Below are 22,019 nucleotides of genomic sequence, written 5' to 3' on the forward strand. Positions count from 1 at the left end.
TCAAATCTTCCTGAACGGTGTCGGTGTCGTTCCGGGACATGCGGGTGACGGCTGTCATCCGCGATCGCTGACGCCCGTGCGTGGTCCGGTCGGCGCCGCTGCGGAGAATGGGCCGCGTCCACTCCCGGACGCAGGAGCCCGCCATGCACACCCGCACCGCCACGCCGTCCCCGATCGAAACCGCGCTGCACGCCGCCGTCGGCCAGCTCGTCGAGCGCGCGACCGCCGCGCCGGCCGCATCCGCCGACGCCGGCCGCACGCCGTGGCTGCGTTGGCTGATCGCGCTGGGCGCGGTCTTCCTCGCCTGGAAGGCCTGGCGCGGGCTGCGGTCGCTGTTCTGGACCGCATTCGGGCTGGGCATGGCACTGTTCTGGAGCGGCGCGTGGCACCGGATCTTCTGAGACCCGATGCCGCGACTGACGCGCCCGCGCCGGGCGGATCGGCCATAATCGACGACTCCGCCCGTCGTCCCCGGATCCGCGTCCATGCCGAAGAAGAAGATCGTCGCCCGCCTGTCCCCCATCCACGGCAACGGCGTGTTCGCCGACGAGGCGATCCGCAAGGGCGACCGCATCGTCCGCTACAAGGGCAAGGTGCGCAGCCATGCCGAGGTCGACGAGCTCTACGGCGAGCAGCAGGAGAACGGCCACACCTTCCTGTTCACGCTCAACGACGACTACGTGATCGACGCCAACGAGGACGGCAACATCGCGCGCTGGATCAACCACAGCTGCGCGCCGAACTGCGAGGCGGTGCAGGAAGAGAACGCCAAGGGCAAGACGCACAAGGACAAGGTCTTCATCGAGGCGATCCGCGACATCGCGCCGGGCGAGGAACTGACCTACAACTACGGCATCGTGCTGGACGAGCCGCACACCGCGAAGCTCAAGAAACTGTGGGGCTGCCGCTGCGGTTCGAAGCAGTGCACCGGCACGATGCTCCAGCCCAAGCGCGGCCGCGGCAAGGACTGACGCCGTACCGGCGCCGCGTCTCTCCGGCGCGCGGCGCACGGCCTCCCGACGGCCTTCCCGCCAAGGTCGGCAAACCCGCCGGTGACGGCGGATGCGCCGCGGCATGACCAAAGACAGTCGTCGATCGCCCGCGGATCGCGCAGGATGCGCGCACTTCAACGCGGGAGAGCCCCGATGCGCGTCTGGCTGCTGCTCGCGGTCCTGTGCCTGCCCCTGCCGGTCTTCGCCGTCGACATCGACGGCCGCATCGACGACGGCGAATGGGCCGCCGCGAAGCACATCGATGATTTCCGCCTGACCCAGCCGCTGAGCCGCGCGCCCAGTCCGTATCCCACCGAGGCCTGGGTGCTGTCGACGCCGGACGGGCTCGCGATCGCGTTCCGCAACCATCAGTCCGCCGACGTGCCGCGCACGCGCCAGCGTTTCCAGCGCGACAACAACGGCAACGTCGACCGCGTGAACGTCTACGTCGACTTCGACGGCGACGGTCGCACCGGCTACAACTTCATGCTGGCGATGTCCGACAGCATCGGCGACACCACCATCGCCAACGAAAACCAGTTCAACGCCGACTGGGACGGCGCCTGGCGGCACGCGGTGTCCGAGGACGCCGAAGGCTGGAGCGCCGAGTTGCTGATCCCGTGGCACATCGCGCCGATGCGCGAAACGCCCGGCGACACGCGCACGATCGGGCTGTCGCTGGACCGCGTGATCGGCGACACCGGCCAGCGCATGTCGTGGCCGGCGATCACCTTCAACGAGCAGCGTTTCCTCGGCGCGCTGGAAAAGATCGACGTGCCGCGTTACGACCAGTCGCTGCTGGTGGTCACGCCGTACGTCGCCGGCCTGCAGGACCTCGTGCACGGTGGCGCCGACGTCGATGCCGGCGCCGACGTGTTCTGGAAGCCGAACGGCCGCTTCCAGCTCAGCGCCACGCTCAATCCGGATTTCGGCCAGGTCGAGAGCGACAGCATCGTCGTCAACTTCAGCGCGATCGAGACCTTCTTCGGCGACAAGCGGCCGTTCTTCACCGAGAACCAGAGCTACTTCGAGATCCCGTTCGGCTCGCTCGGCAATGCGCAGCAGCTGATCTACACGCGCCGCGTCGGCGCGGCGTCCGACGACGGCACCGGCTCCGGCGACGTGGCCGCGGCGGTCAAGATCAACGGCAGCGCCGGCGGCTTCGGCTACGGCGTGTTCGCCGCGAGCGAGCACGGCGAGGTCGGCCGCGATTTCTACGCGCTGCGCGCCACCCGCGACTTCGCGGGGCAGGGCATCGGCGCGACGCTGACGCGGGTCGAGCGTCCGTTCCTCGATCGCGAGGCGACGGTCGCCGCGCTCGATCACCGCTGGTCGCCGACGCCGGCCTGGAACGTGCGCACGACGCTGGTAGGTTCCGACGTCGTGCAGTCTGGTGAACACACACGCGACACCGGCGGACAACTGCGCATCGACCACCAGATCGATCCGGTCTGGCGCCAGCAACTGTTCCTGCTGCACACCGGCGGCGACCTGCAGCTCAACGATTTCGGCTTCCTCGACCGCAACAATTTCAATTACGCGCGCTACGAACTCTCGCGCCGCATCACCGACCTGCCCGAGACCTCGCCGTATGCCTCGCACCTGTGGCGCTACGCGGTGTCGCGGCGCCAGAACGACGACGGCGTGAAGATCGCCGATGCCTTCGCGTTCAATCGCCAGAGCGAGCGCCGCGACGGCGGCAGCCAGTTCTTCGAAGTGGCCGGCTGGTCCGCAGGGCACGACGATCTGATCACCCGCGGCCACGGTGTCGTCGACCTGCCGGCGCGGCTGTACGCCTTCGCCGAGCGCGCGTTCCCGAAGAAGCGCCACTGGGCGTTCTACGGCAACGTGAATTTCGACTCGCAGGGGCTCGAAGGCGTGCACGGCGGCAGCTGGACGGCGTACATGGAACCGTCGTACGCGGTGAACGACGACCTGAGTTTCTTCGGCGGCCTGCAGTTGCAGCGCAACGCCGATTGGCTGCTGTGGCGCGGCGACGATCGCTTGGGCACCTTCGCCTCGCGGCAGGCGCTGCTCAGCGCCGGCACGGTCTGGCTGATCGGTGGCAAGCAGGAACTGCGGGTGCGGCTCGAAGCGCTGGGCCTGGACGCGCAGGCCCGGCAGGCGTGGCGGGTGGCGGCCGACGGCCGGCCCGTGCGCAGCGCCGATCCGCTCGACGATTTCGCGCTGCGCAACCTCGGGTTCCAGGTGCGCTACCGCTACGAATTCGCGCCGCTGTCGTACCTGTACGTGGCCTACGTGCGCGGCGGCTCGCGGTTCGGCGCGGGTGAGGGCCCGTACAGTGCGGGCGAGGAACTGGCGAGCGCCTTCGATCTGCGCGACAGCGAGCAGTTGCTGGTGAAGCTGTCCTACCGGTTCGAACTCTGAATGCGGTTGCAGCGGGTGGTCGCGCTCAGCGATCGAGCTTGATCACGATCCGGCCGTCCTGCACCAGCGTGCCGGCGATGCGGCGCTCGCCCAGTTGTGCTTTCAGGTCGGGATCGACCCGGTACACCGGTTCGCTGCGGGCGTAGTCGCGCAGCCAGCTGTTGATGAATTCGCGTCCCGTCGCATTCATGCGGTTGCCCAGCACCGGCAACTCGGCCGATTCCAGTTCCGGTTCGTCGAGATACAGCGCGCTTGCCCGGGTGTCGTAGCGCAGGCCGCTGGTCACGGCGAAGTGGCCGGCGGGGCTGTCCCCGTCCAGGCCGAGGCCGTCGATGCCGACGTCGAAATCCAGATGCAGCCGGGTGTCGGCTTTCGGGATCGCGACGCGGGGGTTCATCACGCGGAGCGTGGCGAGACCGCCGAGTTGCGGATAGTCGCGCGGATACTGGCGATCGAGATAGGTCTGCAACTGCGCGGCGGAGAGGGCGACCTGGTTGCCGAGCAGCGCCTGGGCGGTATCGAGCGCCGCGCAACCGGACAGGGCGGCGGCCAGGGCGACGACGGCGGAGCGCAGGAGGAAGCGACGGCGCGAAACGGGCATGGGTGGTCTCCGGACAGATCGGCGCAGCATCGTCACGTCCCGGTGAATGCGAGGTGATCGCGCGGGTCGATCCCCGGCGATGATCGCGTGCTCCGCTCAGCCGCGGCCGAGCATGGCCTTGCGTTCGGGGGTGTAGTGCCACCAGGGGCGGGCCGGCGCGCCGCGCATGAAATCCACGCTGGCAAGGAAGACGTCGATGACGCAGGGATCGTGGCGCACGCCGTCGATGTCGCACAGTCGGCGGTAAAGCGCGAAGGCGTCGCAACCGGCCAGTTCCGCCGGCGCACGCAGCCCGAGTCGGGCGAAGTCGTCCGCGGTGGCCGGGCCGACATTCGGAATGTCGGTGAAGCGGCGGACCTCGTCGGCGCTGCGGGCCTTGGCCACGGCGATCATTCCCGGCATGCGCTTCAGGCGCGGAAGCGACGAAGGAGGATCATCGTGGATACCGATGAAACCGGCATCCACGAGCAAAGCCGGATTCCGGCAGGAGATCCGGCCCTTCCTTCGTGCGTTGCCGCGGGCGAACCCGCGGCGTCGGACACGGCGGCGATCAGGCCGTGGCGGCGTCCTTGAGCTTCTTCATCGGACGCACCTTGACCTTGACCGTGGCCGGCTTGGCGGCGAAGACGGTTTCCTGGCCGGTGAAGGGGTTGATGCCCTTGCGCTTGGGCTTGGCCGCGACGCTGACGGCGGTGATCTTCAGCACGCCCGGGAGCACGAACTGGCCGGCACCCTTCTTGCCGATGGAGGCGTGGATGGCGGCCTCGAGCGCAGCCATCACGGCGCGGACGTCCTTCGCGGCGACTTCGGTCGCACCGGCGATGTGGGCGACCAGCGCGGACTTGCTCATCACGTCCTTGATCGGCTTGGCGGCGGCAGGTTTGGCCGCAGTCTTCTTGGCAGGGGACTTCTTTTTGGTTGCCATGAGAATTCGTTTTCCTCGTCGGATGGTTGATCAGTCTTCGGGCCGGTGGACCGGCATGCGCACTGTAGGCCAAGGGCTGGGCGTCGCCAAGCCCTTTTTCGCTTTTTTCACGTGTTTTCAGGGCTCTTGCGAGCGGCAGGTGCGTTTCGGCCGGTCGCGGCGGGGGGTTTCCTCGTTGATGCGTGAAATCCCGCGAAAAACGCGATTCCCTGCGTGGACGGGACACGTCCGCGCTGGTCACTGGCCGTTGGCGAGCACGTTCGCGGCGGCGCCGACGATGAGCGGGTCGGCGGACCGGGCGACCCGCGGGTCCTTCCCCGGATAGGGCAGGGTGCTGAGGAAGTGGCGCATGCAGTCCAGACGCGCCCGCTTCTTGTCGTCGGACTTGATCACCACCCAGGGCGCGTCCGCGGTGTCGGTGTGGAAGAACATCGCGGTCTTCGCCTCGGTGTATTCCGGCCACTTGTCCAGCGACTGCAGGTCGATCGGCGACAGCTTCCAGTGCTTGAGCGGATCGTTGCGCCGCGACTTGAAGCGCCGCAGTTGCTCCTCGCGGCTGACCGAGAACCAGAACTTGTACAGGCGCACGCCGCTGCGCACCAGCATGCGCTCGACCTCTGGCGCCTCGCGCAGGAATTCCAGGTATTCCGCGGGCGAGCAGAAGCCCATCACGCGTTCGACGCCGGCGCGGTTGTACCAGCTGCGGTCGAAGAGCACGAGCTCGCCGGTGGTCGGCAGGTGCTCGATGTAGCGCTGGAAATACCACTGGCCGCGTTCCTGGTCGTTGGGCTTTTCCAGGGCGACGACGCGCGCGCCGCGCGGATTGAGGTGTTCGGTGAAGCGCTTGATCGTGCCGCCCTTGCCCGCGGCGTCGCGTCCCTCGAACAGGATGACGATGCGCTGGCCGGTGTCCTTCACCCAGCTCTGCACCTTGAGCAGTTCGATCTGGAGCTTCTTCTTCTCCGCCTCGTAGTCGCGGCGGCGCATGCGGGTGCGGTAGGGATAGTCGGCCGGCAGCGGTGCGCTGGCGCTGTCCTCGTCGCTGAGCGGGACCGCGGCCATGCGCAGGGCGGCCTCGGGTGACAGCCCGGGTTCCAGCGCAGGCGCGGGGTCGAGTGGAGGTCCGGACAGGTCGGCGCCGACCGGCGGTGGTGTCGGGTCCGCGGCCGGTGACGGGGCCGGCTCGGTCGTTGCGGCGGCGACTGCGGCCGTGGTCGCGAGCGCGCGGCCACGGGGCGAGGAGGCGGAACGCGGGGTGGACGTGCTCTTGCGCGGACGCGATGCGGTCATGAAGGGCTCCTGGCGATCGATGGGGCGGCCGCGACGCTCATCGCGGCCATCCGTCCATCGTCCGCCGGGTGTCCCCCGTGCGCTTGCCTCCGGTCAACTTTCGGCACGGCATCCTGGGCCACTGTCCGGCCCCGGGCTGAGCCGCCGATGTCCGGTTCAGGCGGCCTCGTAGGCGCCGTAACCGCGCAGGCGGCGGTAGCGACGATCCAGCAGGTCGTCGACCGGCACCGCTTCCAGCGCGTCCAGCTCGTTCAGCAGCACGGCCTTGAGGCGCTTGGCCATCTGCACCGGGTTGCGGTGCGCGCCGCCGATAGGCTCGCGCACGACCTTGTCGATCAGGCCCAGCGACTTCAGCCGCGGCGCGGTGATCGCCATGGCTTCGGCGGCCTCCTGCTTGCGGTCGGCGGTCTTCCACAGGATCGAGGCGCAGCCTTCGGGCGAGATCACCGAATAGGTACTGTATTCCAGCATCACCGTGCGATCGCCGACGCCGATCGCCAGCGCGCCGCCGGAGCCGCCTTCGCCGATCACGGTGCAGACGATCGGCACCTTCAGTTCGGCCATCTCCATCAGGTTGCGCGCGATGGCCTCGGACTGGCCGCGCTCCTCGGCATCGATGCCCGGCCAGGCGCCGGCGGTGTCGATGAAGGTGAGGATGGGCAGGCGGAAGCGTTCGGCCATCTTCATCAGCCGCAGCGCCTTGCGGTAGCCCTCGGGACGCGGCATGCCGAAGTTGCGGCGGACCTTGCCCTTGGTGTCGCGGCCTTTCTCGTGGCCGATCACCATCAGGCTGCGGCCGTCGATGCGGGCCAGGCCGCCGACGATGGCGCAGTCGTTGGCGAAGGCGCGGTCGCCGGCGAGTTCCTGGAACTGGTCGCACATCACCCGCAGGTAGTCGAGCGTGTACGGCCGTGCAGGGTGGCGCGCGAGCTGCGAGACCTGCCAGGCGCTGAGGTCGCGGAAGATCTGGGCGGTGCGCAGGCGCAGCTTGTTTTCCAGCGCGCGCACTTCGGCATCGATGTTCACCGCGGGGCCGGTGCTGGCCTGACGCAGTTCGCGGATGCGACCTTCCAGGTCCGCGATCGGCTGTTCGAAATCGAGGTAGTTCGGGTTCATGCGAGGGGAGCGTTCCGTGGCCCGGGAACCGGCAGTCTAGCCGAGGAATCCCGGGAATCGCCGTACCGCGGGGAATTTGCCCGGGACCGCGTCACTGCGCCCAGGGCTTGCCCATGGCGACCTTGACCGTCCGCACCCCTGGCAGGGCGCGGAGGGCGCTGGGCAGCTCGGCCTCGACCCGGACCGACTGGGTGCCGTTGATGTCCAGGGTGCCCGCGGCCCCCTGCGGCAGCAGCAGGTCCATCCGCAGCGGGGTCTTGCCTGGGCGATGGCGGGCCAGCAGGTCCTCGACCGACCGCAGCAGCCCCGGGGTGCGCAGGTCCAGCCGCAGCGACAGCCGCTGGGCGTGCTGGGCGCAGATCGCGTGGTAGTCCCAGCAGCGCCGCGCGCGCAGGGAGAAGCCGCCGCTGAACTCGTCCTCGCGCAGGCCGCCCTCGACGATCAGGATGCGGTCGCGGGTCAGCAGCGTCTGGTTCTCGAAGAAGGCTTCCGCGAAGAACGCGCATTCCAGCCGGCCGCGCCCGTCCTCAATCTGCACGAACGCCTGCGAATCGCCGCGCTTGCGCATCGCCACCACTTGGCCGGCGACGATCGCCGTGGCCTCGGCGCGCCAGCTGCGGCCGCCGCCGTCCTCGCCGCCACCGCCGCGGCCGCGCGCGCTCTGGGCGCTGTCCCACAGGGCGTCGAGCCGGCCGAGGTCGGTGCCGACCAGCGCCGCGACCTCGTCGCGATACGGGTCCATCGGGTGGCCGCTGAGGTAGTGGCCCAGCGTCTCGCGTTCGCCCTGCAGCTTCTGCGACAGCGGCCATTCGGCGCAGGTCGGCAGGTCGATGGCGATGTCCGGCGCGCCGGCCGCGTTGCCGAACATGTCGACCATGCCGGCGTTGCGGTTCTTCGTGATCTGGTCGGTCGCCTTCAGCACTTCGGGCAGCTGCAGCATCAGCGAGGCGCGCGTTGGCGCCAGTCCGTCCAGCGCGCCGGCGTGGATCAGCGCTTCCAGCGTGCGCCGGTTGAGCTTGGTCGAATCCACGCGCTTGCAGAAGTCGAGCAGGTCGGCGTACGGGCCGTTGGCGCGGCGCTCGTCGGCGATCGCCTCGCAGGCGCCGCGGCCGACGCCCTTCACCGCGCCCAGGCCGTAGCGGATCGAGCCGTCTTCCTTCGCCTCGAACATGTAGGCGGAGGCATTGACGTCCGGCATGCGCACGTCGATGCCCAGCGCGCGGGTCTCGTCCAGGAACATCACCACCTTGTCGGTGTTGTCCATGTCCGAGGACATCACCGCGGCCATGAACTCGGCCGGGTAGTGCACCTTCAGCCACGCGGTCTGGTAGGCGACGAGCGCGTACGCCGCGGAGTGCGACTTGTTGAAGCCGTACTCCGCGAATTTCTCCATCAGGTCGAAGATCTGCGTCGCGGTCTTCGGGTCGACGCCGCGTTCGGCCGAACCGGCCTCGAACTTGGCGCGCTCCTTCGCCATCTCCTCGGGCTTCTTCTTGCCCATCGCGCGACGCAGCAGGTCGGCGCCGCCCAGCGAATAGCCGGCCAGGACCTGGGCGATCTGCATCACCTGTTCCTGGTACACGATCACGCCGTAGGTCGGCTTCAGCACCGGCTCCAGCGCCGGGTGCGGATACGTCACCTCGGTGCGGCCGTGCTTGCGATCGACCCATTCGCGATCCATCCCCGAGCCCAGCGGGCCGGGGCGGAACAGCGCGGCGAGCGCGATGATGTCTTCGAACGTGTCCGGCTGCGCGCGCTTGAGCAACTCGCGCATGCCGCGGGATTCGAACTGGAACACCGCGACCGTGTCGCCGCGCGCGAACAGCTGGTAACTCGGCTTGTCGTCCAGCGGCAGCGCGCCGATGTCCAGCGGCGGCTGGCCTTCGCGCGCGCGGCGGACGTTGATCGCCTTCACCGCCCAGTCGATGATCGTCAGCGTGCGCAGGCCGAGGAAGTCGAACTTCACCAGGCCCACCGCTTCGACGTCGTCCTTGTCGAACTGCGTGACCGGGTTGCGGCCGCGGCCGTTGCCGTCGTGTTCGGCGAACAGCGGGCAGAAGTCCGACAGCGGCTGCGGCGCGATCACCACGCCGCCGGCGTGCTTGCCGGCGTTGCGGGTGAGGTCTTCCAGCTGCAGCGCGAGGTCGATCAGGTCGCGGACGTCGTCCTCGCTGTTGTAGCGCTCGATGATCTCGCCGATCGCGCGGTCCGGATCCTGCTGCGCGCGCTTGCTGCGGCCCAGCACGTCCTCCAGCGACAGCGGGTCGGCCGGCTGCAGCGGGATGAGCTTCGAGATGCCGTCGACGAAGCCGTACGGCAGGCCCAGCACGCGGCCGGCGTCGCGCACCACCGCCTTCGCCGACATCGTGCCGTAGGTGATGATCTGGCTGACGCGGTCGCGGCCGTACTTCGCGGCGACGTAGTCGATCACCTCGTCGCGGCGGTCCATGCAGAAGTCGATGTCGAAGTCGGGCATCGACACGCGTTCGGGGTTGAGGAAGCGCTCGAACAGCAGGTCGTACGGCAGCGGGTCGAGATCGGTGATGCCCAGCGCCCACGCCACCAGCGAACCCGCGCCCGAACCGCGGCCCGGCCCGACCGGGATGCCGTTCTGCTTGCCCCAGTTGATGAAGTCCGCGACGATCAGGAAGTAGCCGGGGAAGCCCATCTTCACGATCACGTCCAGCTCGATGTCGAGCCGCGATTCGTAGCTGGCGCGGTCGTGCCCCGGCGCCAGCGGGTACTTCTCCAGCCGCGCTTTCAGGCCGTCGTGCGCTTCCTTGCGGATCCAGCTGTCGAGCGTGTGGTCGTCGGGCACCGGGAAGGCGGGCAGGTAGTACTTGCCCAGCGACAGTTCCAGGTTGCAGCGCATCGCCAGATCGACCGCGTTGTCGATCGCGTCCGGCGCGTCGGCGGCGAACAGCGCCGCCATCTCCTCGTTGGTCTTGAGGTACTGCTGCGCGGTGTACTCGCGCGGCCGCTTGGGATCGTCCAGCACGCGGCCGGTGGCGATGCACACCCGCGCCTCGTGCGCCTCGAAGCCGTCGGCATCGAGGAAGCGCACCTCGTTGCTGGCGACCACCGGGATGCCGCGCTCGCCGGCGGCGTGCAGCGCGAAGGCGTTGAACGCCTCCTCGCCGTCGAACCCGCAGCGGGTGAGTTCCAGATGGAAGCGGTCGTCGAAATGGCGCTGCCAGTCGTGCAGCCACTGCGAGGCGAGGTCGTGGCGGTTGCCCGCGGCCAGCAGCCCGGCCTGGCTGTGGCGGCCGGCCAGCGCGAACAGGCCCTCGTTGGCCTCGGCCAGCCAGTGCGGCCGCACCACCACGCCGTCGTGGCGCTGGCCTTCCATCCACGCCCGGCTGAGCAGTCGCGACAGGGCGAGATAGCCGCTGCGATCGCGGCAGAGCAGGGTGAGCTTCCAGGGCGCTTCGTCGCCCTCGGCCACCTGGATGTCGGCGCCGGCGATCGGCTTGATGCCGGCGCCCTCGGCCGCCTTCCAGAACTTCACCAGCGCGAACAGGTTGTTGCGGTCGGTCAGCGCCACCGCCGGCTGGCCCTGCGCGGCGCAACGGGCGACGAGTTCCGGGATGCGGATCGTCGAGTCGGCCAGCGAGTACTCGCTGTGGAGGTGGAGATGGACGAAGCGGGAGGACATCGGCGGGCCGGCGGGCGCAGACCGGCAGGGTAGGGCCCGGGACGGGTGGGGACAAGGCTTGACGGGCGGATTTCCTGCCGTCTCCGGGGCGCATGCGATCATCCGCCGCCGTTCATCCGCCTGCCTCCCCGTGCCTGCCTCCTCGATCCGCCTGTCCGGCGTCTGCCGCTTCTCGCCCCCGCTCGATCCGCGCGGCGGGCGGGTGCGCCGCGACGGTGGCAGCACCGAGCACTGGCTGATCCTCGCCTGCGACCCGGAGCTGGGGCGCTACCTGCGCCACCTCTACCTGCTCGACGCCCGCCGCACCCGGTCGCTCAGCGACCCGCTGTGGGGCCCGCACGTGTCCGTCGTCCAGGGCGAGGTGCCGGTGCAGCCGGCGTGCTGGAAGGACCGCGAGGGTGCCGAGATGGCCTTCGAACTGCGTTTCCCGCCGCAGGAGATCGGCGACTACGTGTTCTTCCCGGTCGACTGCGAGGCCGCGCTGGACTATCGCGAGGCGCTGGGCCTGCCGCGCGCACCGCGGCACCCGCTGCACCTGACGATCGGCAACCGCAAGCGCCCGTCGCGCTGACGCCGGCACCGCGCGGTGCCGGCGCCTGGTGTCGCGTCAGACGCAGTTGAGCGTGGTCGTCTGGGTCGCGCTGCCGAAAACGTTGTAGATCGTCACCGACACCCGGTACGGCCGCCCGGGCGTGCAGTGGCCGAACAGGTTGCTGCTGCCCGGCGGCGTGGTGAAGCTGCCCGGCACCGACCACGAGACCTTGGCGGGCGTCGCCGAGGCGTAGCCGACCTCGCACTCGAAGTTCCCGTGCTCGATGTTGAGCGGACAAACGAAGTAGGTGATGACCGGGGCCCCGGACTGCGCGGCCACCGGGGCGGACAGGCACAGCGGCAGAACGCAGGCGAGTGTGGCGAGGGCAGCGGTGCGGAGCGGACGGAGCATCGGACGGGCGATCGCGATGGGCATGGACAATCTCCTGATGAGAATGCGGGGTTCCTTCCGGACCCGGCGACGGCGCGGCCGCCGCCGGGGCATGCGGCGCGCGATCAGAGGATGATCGGCCCGCCGTTGCACTTGAACGTCCGCGAGCGCGAGGTCGAGCCGGAGGCGTTGGTCACCGTCACGGTCACGGTGATGTTGCTGCCGATGCTGCAATGGCCGTAGAAATCGCTGTGGCCGGTGTCGTTGATGATGGTGCCGCCGCCCGACCAGCCGACCGTCGTCGTGCTGTCGGAGGTGTAGTCGATGAAGCAGTAGAAGCGGCCGCCGCCATTGTCCAGCGGGCAGGCGAAGGTGGTGATGGTCGGGACGGCGGCATGCGCCGTCGTCGGCGTCATCAGGCCGCCGGACACGGTGGCGGCGAGGGCGGCGGCGAGGCCGAGGGTACGAAGCGGATGGAAATGCATGGTCTCCTCCTGAGGATTCCGTTGCGTCGAGTGCGACGCCGCTGCGGATGCCGCGGGCCGGTCGCGTTCCCGCGACCCGGCGAGCATGGCGGGCCCTCGTCTCGCGGACCGTGACCGGATGCGCGTCGCCGAGCGCTGCTGCCGTCCGGGGCGGTGTTCAGCCGCCGAGGCGGGCCAGCGCCTCGCGCACCGGAGCGTAGCTGCGCCGGTGTTCCGGGCAGGGGCCGTGCTCGTGCAGCGCGGCGAGGTGCGCCGGGCTGGGGTAGCCCTTGTGGCGGTCGAACCCGTACTGCGGCCACTGCGCGTGCAGCTCGCGCATGCGCGCGTCGCGGGCGACCTTGGCGAGGATCGACGCCGCCATGATCGCCGGCTCCAGCGCGTCGCCGCCGACCAGCGCCTCGGCGGCACAGGGCAGGTCCTTCGGCAGGCGATTGCCGTCGATGCGGGCCAGATCGGCCGCCGGCGACAGCGCTTCGAGCGCGCGGCGCATGCCGGTCAGGGTCGCCTGGAGGATGTTGAGGCGGTCGATCTCCTCGCGCTCCACGAACTCGATGTGCCACGCCAGCGCGCGTTCGCGGATCAGCGGGAACAGCGCCTCGCGCGCCGCTTCCGACAGCTGCTTGGAATCGTTCAGGCCGTCGATCGGGCGGTCGGGATCGAGGATCACCGCCGCCACCGACACCGGACCCGCCAGCGGGCCGCGGCCGGCCTCGTCGACGCCGGCGATGCGCAGCGGTCGCGTGCGGGCGATCGCGGCCAGCGGGTCCTCGAAGAGACCGTCGGTGTTCGCGGGTGGCGTGGCGCGACGCCGGGTCACGGCGTCAGCGTGGCGCGGGCCGGCGCGGTGGCCAGTTCGGCCACGACGTCCGCCGCGCGCGCGGAGGCATCGCGGCGCAGCGTCTCGTGCAGTTCGACGAAGCGCGGCAGCAGCGCCTCCACCGTCTGCGGCTGGCCCAGCCAGCGCAGGCAGGCGGCGGCGAGCTTTTCGGGCACGCAGTCGTCCTGCAGCAGTTCGGGGATCAGCGGCGCGTCGGCCAGCACGTTCGGCAGGCTGACGAAACGGGTCTTCAGCAGCCCGAGCTTCGTGACGATGCGGTAGGTCGTGGGCGAGATGCGATGCCCGACCACCATCGGCCGCTTGCACAGCATCGCTTCCAGCGCCGCGGTGCCCGAGGCCAGCAGCACCAGGTCGGACGCGATCATCGCCCGCTGCGCGTCGCCGTCGAGCACGCGCACCCGCGCGGCGACGCCGGGTTTCGTTGCCAGCTGCGCGCGGATCGCGCGTTCGCAGGCGTCGTTCGCGGCCGGCAGCACGATGCGCAGCGCCGGCACGCGCTGGGCGACGAGATCGACCGCATCGAGGAACACCGGCAGCATCCGCGCGATCTCGCCCAGGCGGCTGCCGGGCAGCAGCGCCAGCACCGGCGCGTTCGGTTCCAGTCCCAGCGCGGCGCGCGCGGCGGCGCGATCGGGTTCCAGCGGGATCGCATCGGCCAGCGGATGGCCGACGAAGCGCGCGTCGACCGCGTGCTTCGCGTAGATCGGCGGCTCCATCGGGAACAGGCACAGCACGCGGTCGGCGCTGCGGCCGATCTTCGCCGCGCGGCCCTCGCGCCACGCCCACACCGACGGGCTGACGTAGTGCACGGTGCGCACGCCGCGGCGCTTGAGCCATTTTTCGACGCCGAGGTTGAAGTCGGGCGCGTCGATGCCGACGAACACGTCGGGCTTCCACGCCAGCACGCGTTTGCGCAGGTTCGCGCGCAGGCGCAGCAGGCGCGGCAGGTGCGACAGCACTTCGGCCAGGCCCATCACCGCCAGCGCCTGGCTGTCGTGCCACGCCTCGAAACCGGCGGCACGCATCGCCGGCCCGCCGATGCCGGCGAATTCGGCGTCGGGGAAACGCGCCTTCAGTTCGGCGATGAGGCCGGCCCCGAGCTGGTCGCCCGAGGCCTCGCCCGCGACCAGCGCGATGCGCATCAGCGCAGCAGCGGCCGTTCGCCGCGTTCGATGAAATCGAGGAAGGCGCGGACGTCGTCGCTCTCGGCGGCGATCTCCGCGAGCTGGCGCTTGGCGTCTTCCAGCGGCGCGCCGGAGACGTACAGCGCGCGGTAGGCGCGCTTGATCGCGGCCACGCGCGCCGGGTCGAAGCCGCGGCGCTTCAGGCCTTCGCTGTTGATGCCGCGCGGGCGGCCGTAACCTTCCTGCGCCACCATCAGGAACGGCGGCACGTCGCCGTTGACCAATGCGCCCATGCCGATGAACGCGTGGTCGCCGATGCGGCAGAACTGGTGCACGCCGGCGAAGCCGCTGAGGATCACCTGGTCGCCCACTTCGACATGGCCGGCCAGGGTCGCGTTGTTGGAGAACACGCAGTCGTTGCCGACCTGGCAGTCGTGCGCGACGTGGGTGTAGGCGAGGAACCAGTTGCGATGGCCGATGCGGGTCGTGCCGCCGCCGCCGCCGGTGCCGCGATGGATGGTGACGAACTCGCGCACCACGTTGCCATCGCCGATCACCAGTTCGGTGCGCTCGCCGGCGTACTTCTTGTCCTGCGGATCACCGCCGATCGCGGCGTGGCCGTGGAAGCGGTTGTCGCGGCCGATGCGGGTCGGGCCGGTGATGCTGCAGTGCGGACCGACGTGGGTGCCGTCGCCGATCTCGACGTCCGGGCCGATCGTCGCGAACGGCGCCACGACGACGCCGGCGCCGAGCTTCGCGGACGGATCGACGTGCGCCAGCGGGCTGATCGAGGCTGCGCTCATGCTCGCCGCCTCAGTCCCGCGCTTCCGCGCACAGGATGTCCGCGCTTGCCGCTTCCTCGCCGTCGACGCGGGCGACGCCGCTGTACAGCGCCATGTTGCGGATGCGGCGCTTGATCGACACGTCCAGTTCCAGGCGGTCGCCGGGCACGATCATGCGGTTGAAGCGCGCGTTCTCGATCTTCACCAGGTAGAAGAGCTTGTCCTCGACCTGCACGCCGTTCATGCGGCTGGTGAGCTGGTAGAGCACGCCGCCGGCCTGCGCCAGCGCTTCCACCACCAGCACGCCGGGCATCACCGGGCGGCTGGGGAAATGGCCCTGGAAGAACGGCTCGTTGATGGTGAGGTTCTTGAACGCCAGGATGCGCGCGCCGGCCTCGAACTCGACCACGCGGTCGATCAGCAGGAACGGGTAGCGGTGCGGCAGCAGCGACTGGATTTCGCTCGCGCCGAGCGGCAGGACGGGGGGCGAGGCTGGGATCTCGGACGAGGTCATCGGGGTTCCTGGTTGCGCCCGCCGACCTGCCGCGCCAGGGCGTCGAGCTGTTTGAAACGGGCGGCGCTCTTGCGCCAGCTGCGGTTGTCCATCAGCGGGGTGCCCGACGAGTATTCGCCGGGTTCGCGGATGGTGCTGGTCACCAGGCTCATCGCGGTGACCACGACGCGATCGCAGACTTCGAGGTGCCCAAGGATACCCGCGCCGCCGCCGATCAGGCAGTAGCGGCCGATCGTGGCGCTGCCGGCCACCGCGGAACAGCCGGCCATCGCCGTGTGCGCGCCGATGCGCACGTTGTGGCCTATCTGGATCTGGTTGTCGAGGCGCACGTCCTCCTCGAGCACGGTGTCGTCGAGCGCGCCGCGGTCGATGGTGGTGTTCGCGCCGATCTCGCCGTCGTCGCCGACGACCACGCCGCCGAGCTGCGGCACCTTCAGCCAGCGCCCGTGCTCCATCGCCAGGCCGAAGCCGTCGGCGCCGAGCACCGCGCCGGGATGGATCAGCACGCGCTTGCCGAGGCGCACGCGGCGCACCAGCGTGACCCGGGCGACCAGTTCGCAGCCTTCGCCGACCACGCAGTCCTCGCCGATGACGCAGCCGGGGCCGATCGTGGCGCCGGCCTCCACGCGCGAGCCGGGGCCGATGCTCACGAACGGGCCGACGTGGGCCTCGGGCGAGACGGTCGCGGCCGGATCGATGGCGGCGGAGGGATGGATGCCCGGCGCCAGCACCGGGCGGTGGTCGAACAGCGCCGAGATCTTCGCGAACGCGGCGTAGGGGTCCTTCGCGATCAGGGCGGTGCCGGCGTGGTCCGCGGCGTCGTCCTCGCGCATCACCACCGCGCCGGCGCTGCTGGCGGCCAGCTGGCTGCGGTAGCGCGGGTTGGCGAGGAACGCGACCTGGGTCGCGCCGGCGCGGGCGAGGGTGGCGACGCCGTCGATCGGGCGGTCCGCGTCGCCGTGCACCGTCAGCCCGAAGCGCTCGGCGAGGGTGGCGACGGTGAAAGTGGGGGACGGAGGCACGGGCGGGCTCGGCAGGGCGAAACCGGGATTATAGGAGCCCGGCACCGCGGACCGCGGGATTCGGGACGGTTTCGTGCGTGGCCGGCGGGCGGGCGGCCGGAAACGCGAAGGCCCCGGCGTTGCGGCGCCGGGGCCTTCGGGTCATGCGGGTCGGACGACGGGGCGTGCCGCGATCAGAACGCGCCGCCGAAGGTGAACTGCAGGCGCTCCAGCTCGTCGTCCGGCTGGTCGCGGAACGGGAAGGCGTAGCTGATCGAGATCGGGCCGACCGGCGCGCGCCACAGCAGGGCCACGCCCGCGGAGCCGCGCAGTTCGGACGAGTCGAAGCTCTTCCAGTCCTTGAACACGTTGCCCACGTCGACGAACGCCGAGACGCGCGCCGCAGGGGTGTCGAGCAGGGTCGGGAAGAACATTTCCAGCGAACCGACGGTCTTCACCGCGCCGCCGATCGGCTGGCGCAGGCTGCTGTTCGCCGCGAAATCGACCGGGCCGAGGGTGTTGTCGCGGTAGCCGCGCACCGAGCGCACGCCGCCGGCGTAGAAGTTCTCGAAGAACGGCAGGCCGGTGGCGACCAGTTCGCGCTCGAACGTGCTGCCCGGGGCACAGGCGGAGTCGTTCAGCGCCGCCTTCGGGATGTGCGGCTGGCCGCCCTGCAGCGTGCAGGTGATGCGCGTGGTGTCGCCGCCGTAGCTGTCGCCGTAGCCCAGCTGGAAGCGGGTGTTCAGCACCAGCGCGCGGTTGAGCGGCCAGTACTTCGAGAACTCGTAGTTGAGCTTGTAGTACTCGGCGGTCGAACCGGGCAGGGTGATTTCGGCCGACAGGCGCTGGTAGGTGCCGTAGGTCGGGGTGAAGAAGTCGTTGCGGGTGTCGCGCGCCCAGCCCAGCTCGGTGCGCCAGGCGTGGAACGTGCTCTTGTCGTAGGCGTCGATGTAGTCGACCACCGACTTCGGCGACGAGCCCGGGTAGGCGAGGATCTGGTTGCGGTCCAGGCCGAACACCACCGAGATGCTGTCGTTCTCGGTCAGCGGGATGCCCAGCACGGCCTGGCCGGCGGCGCTGGTGGTCGAGTACTGCGCGGTGTTGAAGTCGGAGTTGTCGAACTCGCGCCACCACACGTTGTAGCCCAGCGACATGCCTTCGTCGGTGAAGTACGGGTTGAGGAACGAGAACGAATAGCGCTGCAGGTAGGCGTTGCGCTGCACTTCGGCGCTGATCTGGTTGCCGGTGCCGAGGAAGTTGTTCTTCGTCAGCTGCAGCGTGGTGGTCAGGCCCGACAGCTGCGAATAGCCGAAGCCGAAGGTGAAGCTGCCCGAGGTGGTTTCCTTCACGCTGAAGACCACGTCGACCTGGTCGTTGGTGCCCGGCACCGGCTTGGTCTCGACTTCGACCGAGCCGCTCTCGAAGAAGCCCAGGCGCTGCAGGCGCACCTTCGAACGGTCGATCGCGGCCTGCGAGTACCACGAACCCTCGAACTGGCGCATCTCGCGGCGCAGCACTTCGTCGGTGGTGCGCGTGTTGCCCTTGAAGGTGATCTGCCGGACCATCACGCGCGGGCCGGGCACCACCTGCAGGTTGATGCCGACCGTGCGCTTCTCGCGGTCGATGTTCGGGATCGGGTTCACCTCGGCGAAGGCGTAGCCGATGTTGCCCAGCGAGTTGGTGATCGCGTCGGAGGTCAGTTCCAGCAGCGCGCGCGAGAAGGTCTGGCCCTTCTTCAGGAACACGTAGCGCTGGATCTGCTCCTGCGACAGCACGGTGTCGCCGGTGATCTGCACGTCGTCGATGGTGTACTGCTCGCCCTCGGTGAGGGTGGCGGTGACGAACATGTCGCGCTTGTCGGGGCTGATCGCGACCTGGGTGTTGTCGACGCTGAAATCGACGTAGCCGCGGTCGAGGTAGAACTCGTTGAGCTTCTCGAGGTCGCCGGTGAGCTTCTCGCGCGAATACTGGTCGTCGCGGCGGTACCAGCTCAGCCAGTTGCTCTCGTTCGACTCCCAGCCGTCGCGCAGCGTCTCTTCCTCGAACTTGTCGTTGCCGATCAGGTTGATGTGGCGGATCTTCGCCGCCTTGCCCTCGTTGACGTTGATGGTGACGTCGACGCGGTTGCGGTCGAGGCGGGTGATGGTCGGGGTGATCTGGACGTTGTACTTGCCGCGGTTGTTGTAGGCGCGGTTGAGTTCGAGGGTGACGCGATCGAGCGCGAGCCGGTCGTAGGTCTCGCCCTCGGCGATGCCGATCTCCTTGAGATTGGTCATCAGGTCTTCGGTCTTGATGTCCTTGTTGCCGGACAGAGTCAGCGTGTTGATCGCCGGGCGTTCGGTGACGTTGACGACGAGGATGCTGCCTTCGCGGTCGAAGCGGATGTCCTCGAAGAAGCCGGTCTTGTACAGCGCCCGCATGGCCTCGGCGATGCGCGCGGAATCCACGGTGTCGCCGCGCTCGATCGGCAGGTAGGTGAAGACGGTGCCGGCGCCGATGCGCTGCAGGCCGTCGACGCGGATGTCGGAGACGGTGAAGCTGGAGGCGGAGGCCGGGGACGCGGTCTGCGCCAGGGTCGGCGCGGCGTGGAGCGAGGCCAAGCTCGTGGCGAGAGCGAGTGCGAGCAGGCGGCGGTGGGGCGTGCGCGTCATCAGGACATCCGGTAAATGGGTGCGGTGGAGCGGTGGCGGAATGTGGAGCGAAGCGGAGCGGTGGCCGGTCCCGGGCCGTCAGCTCGCCGGCCCGGCGTCGAGGGACGGCGGGCGGCGATCCGGATTGGCGGAAGTCATCGAATCAGCCCCTGAAGGTCGTTGTAGAACGCCAGGCCCATGAGTCCCAACAGCAGGGCGAGCCCCACATATTGACCGGCGGCCATGGCACGATCGCTTAACGGTCCGCCCTTGAGCAACTCGATAAGGTAATACAGCAGGTGCCCGCCATCCAAGACCGGGACCGGCAGCAGGTTCAGCACGCCCAGGCTCAGGCTGAGCAGGGCGAGCAGGCTGAGGTACCAGGCGAGGCCGTTCTTGGCGTAGGCATTGGCCGCCCGGGCGATGCCGATCGGCCCCGAAAACGTGTTCTTGACCGCCAGCCGGCCGTCGAAGGCCCGCTTGAACATGCCGAACAGTTCGCCGATCTGGAACTTCGTCTCGTGGAAGGCGGCCGGCACGGCCTCGATCGGGCCGTAGCGCAGCAGCGCGTCCTTGGGCGCCTTGGCGACGTCCCTGGCCGCGCCGATGCCCAGTTGCCAGGCCTGGCCCCCGCCGGCTTCCTTCGGGCGACTGCCCCAGCGCGGCACGAGGGTGGCGGTCTTGCGGGCGCCGTCGCGCTCGAACGTGATCGTGCCGCCGCCCGCCTCGCCCAGGCGGGCGACCAGCGGCGGCAGGTCGGCCCACAGCGCCACCGGCGTGTCGCCGACGGCGAGGATGCGGTCGCCCGGCTTCAGCACGCCGTCGGCGGCACCGCCCGGCGCCACCGAGTCCACCAGCGGGATCTGCATCTGGTGCCGGGGGAGGATGCCGATGTGGCCGGCGGCCACGTCCAGGTCGTTGCCGGCCGGGAGCTTCGAGAAATCGAGGGTGCGGACGGCGGTGGCGCCGCCGGCGGTGCGGATCTTCACCGGGGTGGGGCCGCGGTCGATGGCGGCGGTCAGCAGCGCCATGCTGGCCTCGGTCCAGGTCGGCGTCTCGCGGTCGCCGATCGCCAGCAGGGTGTCGCCGCGCTTGAGGCCGGCGGCCGCGGCGATGCCTTCGGCCTGGCCGACCACCGGCGCGTAGTCGGGGCGGCCGATCACGAACATCAGCCACAGCAGGGCGACGCACAGCACGAGGTTGGCGAACGGGCCGGCGAAGCTGATCAGCATGCGCTGGCCGACCGGCTTGTGGTCGTGCGACTCGCTGCGTTCGGCCTCGGACACCGGGGTCTTGCGGTCGACGAGGTCGTGCTCGCCCAGCATCCGCACGTAGCCGCCCAGCGGGATCGCGGCGATCGCCCATTCGGTGCCGTGCTTGTCCTTGCGCATCCACAGCGGCTTGCCGAAGCCCACCGAGAATCGCAGCACCCGCACCCCGCACCAGCGGGCGGCGGCGTAGTGGCCGAGTTCGTGGATGGTGACGAGCACGCCGAGGGCGACGATCAGCCACCAGGCGGAGGCGAAGAAATCGTTCATGCGTGCGCCTCGCGGGCGATCGCCGCACGGGTGGCCGCGCGCGCGGCGGCGTCGGCGGCGAGCAGGGCGTCGAGCGATCCGGCAGCGGCGTGCGGCATGCGGTGCAGGGCGTCTTCGACGAGAGCGGGAATGGACAGGAAACCGATGCGGCCCTGAAGAAAGGCTGAAACGGCCTCTTCGTTGGCGGCGTTGAGCACCGCCGTCGCGGCGCCGCCCGCGGCCAGCGCGTCGTAGGCCAGGCGCAGGCAGGGGAAGGCGTCGGTGTCGGGCGCCTCGAAGTCGAGCCGCCCCTGCGCCAGCAGGTCCAGCGATTCCACGCCGGACGCGATGCGTTCCGGCCAGGCGAAACCCACCGCCAGCGCGGTGCGCATGTCCGGCAGGCCCAACTGGGCGAGAGTGGAACCGTCGATGAACTCGACCAGCGAGTGGACCAGGCTCTGCGGGTGCACCAGCACCCCGATGCGCTCGCCCGGCAGCCCGAACAGGTGGTGCGCCTCGATCACCTCGAGGCCCTTGTTCATCAGCGTGGCCGAGTCGACCGAGATCTTCGGGCCCATCGACCACTTCGGATGCGCCACCGCCTGCGCCGGGGTGACGCCGGCCAGCTCGGCGCGGGTCCGGCCGCGGAACGGGCCGCCGGAGGCGGTCAGGCGGATCCGCGCCAGCCCGGCATGGGCCTCGGCGCTCGGCAAGCACTGGAAGATCGCGTTGTGTTCGCTGTCGATCGGCACGATGGTCGCGCCGTGGGCGCGGACCGCGGCCATCAGCAGGTCGCCGGCCAGCACCAGCGACTCCTTGTTCGCCAGCAGCAGGCGCTTGCCGGCGCGGGCCGCGGCGAGCGTGGACGACAGCCCGGCCGCGCCGACGATCGCCGCCACCACCGTGTCGCTGCCGGCGTCGGCGGCGAGGGCGTCGATCGCCTCGGCGCCGGCGTGGGCTTCGGTGGTCAGACCGGCGTCGCGCAGGCCGTCGCGCAGGGCCGGGTAGGCGGCCGGGTCGGCCACCGCCGCATGCGCGGGGCGATGCCGGCGGCAGAGGTCGACCAGCGCGGCGGCATTGCCGCCGGCGACCAGCGCCTCGGCGCGGAGGCGGTCGGGGTGGCGGGCGATCACGTCCAGCGCGGACGTGCCGATCGAGCCGGTGGCGCCGAAGACCGCGACCCGCTTCATCGGCGGGCTCCGGCGGGGGCGGGCGGCAGGGCGGGCATGGCGGCGGCGG

At 70.1% G+C, this 22,019-nt stretch carries 20 protein-coding genes; 4 read left to right on the forward strand and 16 right to left on the reverse strand.

Annotation, left to right across the window (positions count from 1 at the left end; all coding sequences use genetic code 11):
• The first annotated feature begins 143 nt into the window (after nt 1-143).
• The 3 genes from ACT53Q_RS16130 (at nt 144) to ACT53Q_RS16140 (ending at nt 3,380) form a co-directional block, all read left to right on the forward strand.
• Nucleotides 144-401, forward strand: coding sequence for a hypothetical protein (locus ACT53Q_RS16130; protein ID WP_476187674.1), 258 nt, complete (start codon nt 144-146; stop codon nt 399-401).
• 84 nt (nt 402-485) lie between these two features.
• Nucleotides 486-971, forward strand: a complete 486-nt coding sequence (locus ACT53Q_RS16135; protein WP_476187675.1) for an SET domain-containing protein — start codon at nt 486-488, stop codon at nt 969-971.
• Between the two features lie 174 nt (nt 972-1,145).
• Entirely contained in the window at nt 1,146-3,380 is a 2,235-nt protein-coding gene (locus tag ACT53Q_RS16140; RefSeq protein ID WP_476187676.1) for a DUF5916 domain-containing protein, read from the forward strand.
• A 25-nt stretch (nt 3,381-3,405) separates the two neighbouring features.
• On the opposite strand, the gene ACT53Q_RS16145 is transcribed toward ACT53Q_RS16140, so the two are convergent.
• The 6 genes from ACT53Q_RS16145 to dnaE form a co-directional block, all read right to left on the reverse strand.
• A complete protein-coding gene (locus ACT53Q_RS16145; protein ID WP_476187677.1) occupies nt 3,406-3,981 on the reverse strand; it encodes a DUF1439 domain-containing protein in 576 nt (191 codons plus the stop codon).
• 96 nt (nt 3,982-4,077) lie between these two features.
• On the reverse strand, nt 4,078-4,374 hold the full coding sequence (locus ACT53Q_RS16150; RefSeq protein WP_476187802.1) for a helix-hairpin-helix domain-containing protein: 297 nt from the start codon (nt 4,372-4,374) through the stop codon (nt 4,078-4,080).
• A 157-nt stretch (nt 4,375-4,531) separates the two neighbouring features.
• Nucleotides 4,532-4,906, reverse strand: a complete 375-nt coding sequence (locus tag ACT53Q_RS16155; protein WP_476187678.1) for an HU family DNA-binding protein — start codon at nt 4,904-4,906, stop codon at nt 4,532-4,534.
• Nucleotides 4,907-5,143: 237 nt separating this feature from the next.
• Nucleotides 5,144-6,196 carry a polyphosphate kinase 2 gene (gene ppk2, locus ACT53Q_RS16160; RefSeq protein WP_476187679.1) on the reverse strand — a complete coding sequence of 351 codons (1,053 nt, stop codon included), beginning with the start codon at nt 6,194-6,196 and terminating at the stop codon, nt 5,144-5,146.
• A 156-nt stretch (nt 6,197-6,352) separates the two neighbouring features.
• Nucleotides 6,353-7,312 carry an acetyl-CoA carboxylase carboxyltransferase subunit alpha gene (locus ACT53Q_RS16165; RefSeq protein ID WP_476187680.1) on the reverse strand — a complete coding sequence of 320 codons (960 nt, stop codon included), beginning with the start codon at nt 7,310-7,312 and terminating at the stop codon, nt 6,353-6,355.
• A 91-nt stretch (nt 7,313-7,403) separates the two neighbouring features.
• On the reverse strand, nt 7,404-10,967 hold the full coding sequence (gene dnaE / locus ACT53Q_RS16170) for a DNA polymerase III subunit alpha (RefSeq protein WP_476187681.1): 3,564 nt from the start codon (nt 10,965-10,967) through the stop codon (nt 7,404-7,406).
• Between the two features lie 130 nt (nt 10,968-11,097).
• Between dnaE and ACT53Q_RS16175 the strand changes: the two genes are divergently transcribed.
• Nucleotides 11,098-11,538 carry a hypothetical protein gene (locus tag ACT53Q_RS16175; RefSeq protein WP_476187682.1) on the forward strand — a complete coding sequence of 147 codons (441 nt, stop codon included), beginning with the start codon at nt 11,098-11,100 and terminating at the stop codon, nt 11,536-11,538.
• 36 nt (nt 11,539-11,574) lie between these two features.
• Here the strand turns inward: ACT53Q_RS16175 and ACT53Q_RS16180 are convergent, their stop codons facing one another.
• The 10 genes from ACT53Q_RS16180 to ACT53Q_RS16225 form a co-directional block, all read right to left on the reverse strand.
• Entirely contained in the window at nt 11,575-11,934 is a 360-nt protein-coding gene (locus ACT53Q_RS16180; RefSeq protein WP_476187683.1) for a hypothetical protein, read from the reverse strand.
• 80 nt (nt 11,935-12,014) lie between these two features.
• Entirely contained in the window at nt 12,015-12,374 is a 360-nt protein-coding gene (locus ACT53Q_RS16185) for a hypothetical protein (protein WP_476187684.1), read from the reverse strand.
• A gap of 157 nt (nt 12,375-12,531) precedes the next feature.
• Nucleotides 12,532-13,191, reverse strand: coding sequence for a ribonuclease HII (rnhB, locus tag ACT53Q_RS16190; protein ID WP_476187685.1), 660 nt, complete (start codon nt 13,189-13,191; stop codon nt 12,532-12,534).
• The gene (gene lpxB, locus ACT53Q_RS16195) at nt 13,188-14,354 is read right to left on the reverse strand and encodes a lipid-A-disaccharide synthase (protein ID WP_476187686.1); all 1,167 of its coding nucleotides are present in this window, start codon (nt 14,352-14,354) and stop codon (nt 13,188-13,190) included. The genes rnhB and lpxB overlap by 4 nt, the downstream gene beginning before the upstream one ends.
• Nucleotides 14,354-15,139, reverse strand: coding sequence for an acyl-ACP--UDP-N-acetylglucosamine O-acyltransferase (gene lpxA / locus ACT53Q_RS16200; RefSeq protein WP_476187687.1), 786 nt, complete (start codon nt 15,137-15,139; stop codon nt 14,354-14,356). The genes lpxB and lpxA overlap by 1 nt, the downstream gene beginning before the upstream one ends.
• Before the next feature lie 10 nt (nt 15,140-15,149).
• A complete protein-coding gene (gene fabZ / locus ACT53Q_RS16205) occupies nt 15,150-15,632 on the reverse strand; it encodes a 3-hydroxyacyl-ACP dehydratase FabZ (RefSeq protein WP_476187688.1) in 483 nt (160 codons plus the stop codon).
• Nucleotides 15,629-16,654, reverse strand: coding sequence for a UDP-3-O-(3-hydroxymyristoyl)glucosamine N-acyltransferase (gene lpxD, locus ACT53Q_RS16210; RefSeq protein WP_476187689.1), 1,026 nt, complete (start codon nt 16,652-16,654; stop codon nt 15,629-15,631). Before lpxD ends, fabZ begins: the two co-directional genes overlap by 4 nt.
• Before the next feature lie 173 nt (nt 16,655-16,827).
• Nucleotides 16,828-19,284, reverse strand: coding sequence for an outer membrane protein assembly factor BamA (bamA, locus tag ACT53Q_RS16215; RefSeq protein WP_476187690.1), 2,457 nt, complete (start codon nt 19,282-19,284; stop codon nt 16,828-16,830).
• Nucleotides 19,285-19,418: 134 nt separating this feature from the next.
• Nucleotides 19,419-20,801, reverse strand: coding sequence for an RIP metalloprotease RseP (gene rseP / locus ACT53Q_RS16220; RefSeq protein WP_476187691.1), 1,383 nt, complete (start codon nt 20,799-20,801; stop codon nt 19,419-19,421).
• The gene (locus ACT53Q_RS16225; protein WP_476187692.1) at nt 20,798-21,970 is read right to left on the reverse strand and encodes a 1-deoxy-D-xylulose-5-phosphate reductoisomerase; all 1,173 of its coding nucleotides are present in this window, start codon (nt 21,968-21,970) and stop codon (nt 20,798-20,800) included. Before ACT53Q_RS16225 ends, rseP begins: the two co-directional genes overlap by 4 nt.
• Nucleotides 21,971-22,019: the final 49 nt, after the last annotated feature.

It is taken from the genome of Lysobacter sp. DMC97, from assembly GCF_056313745.1.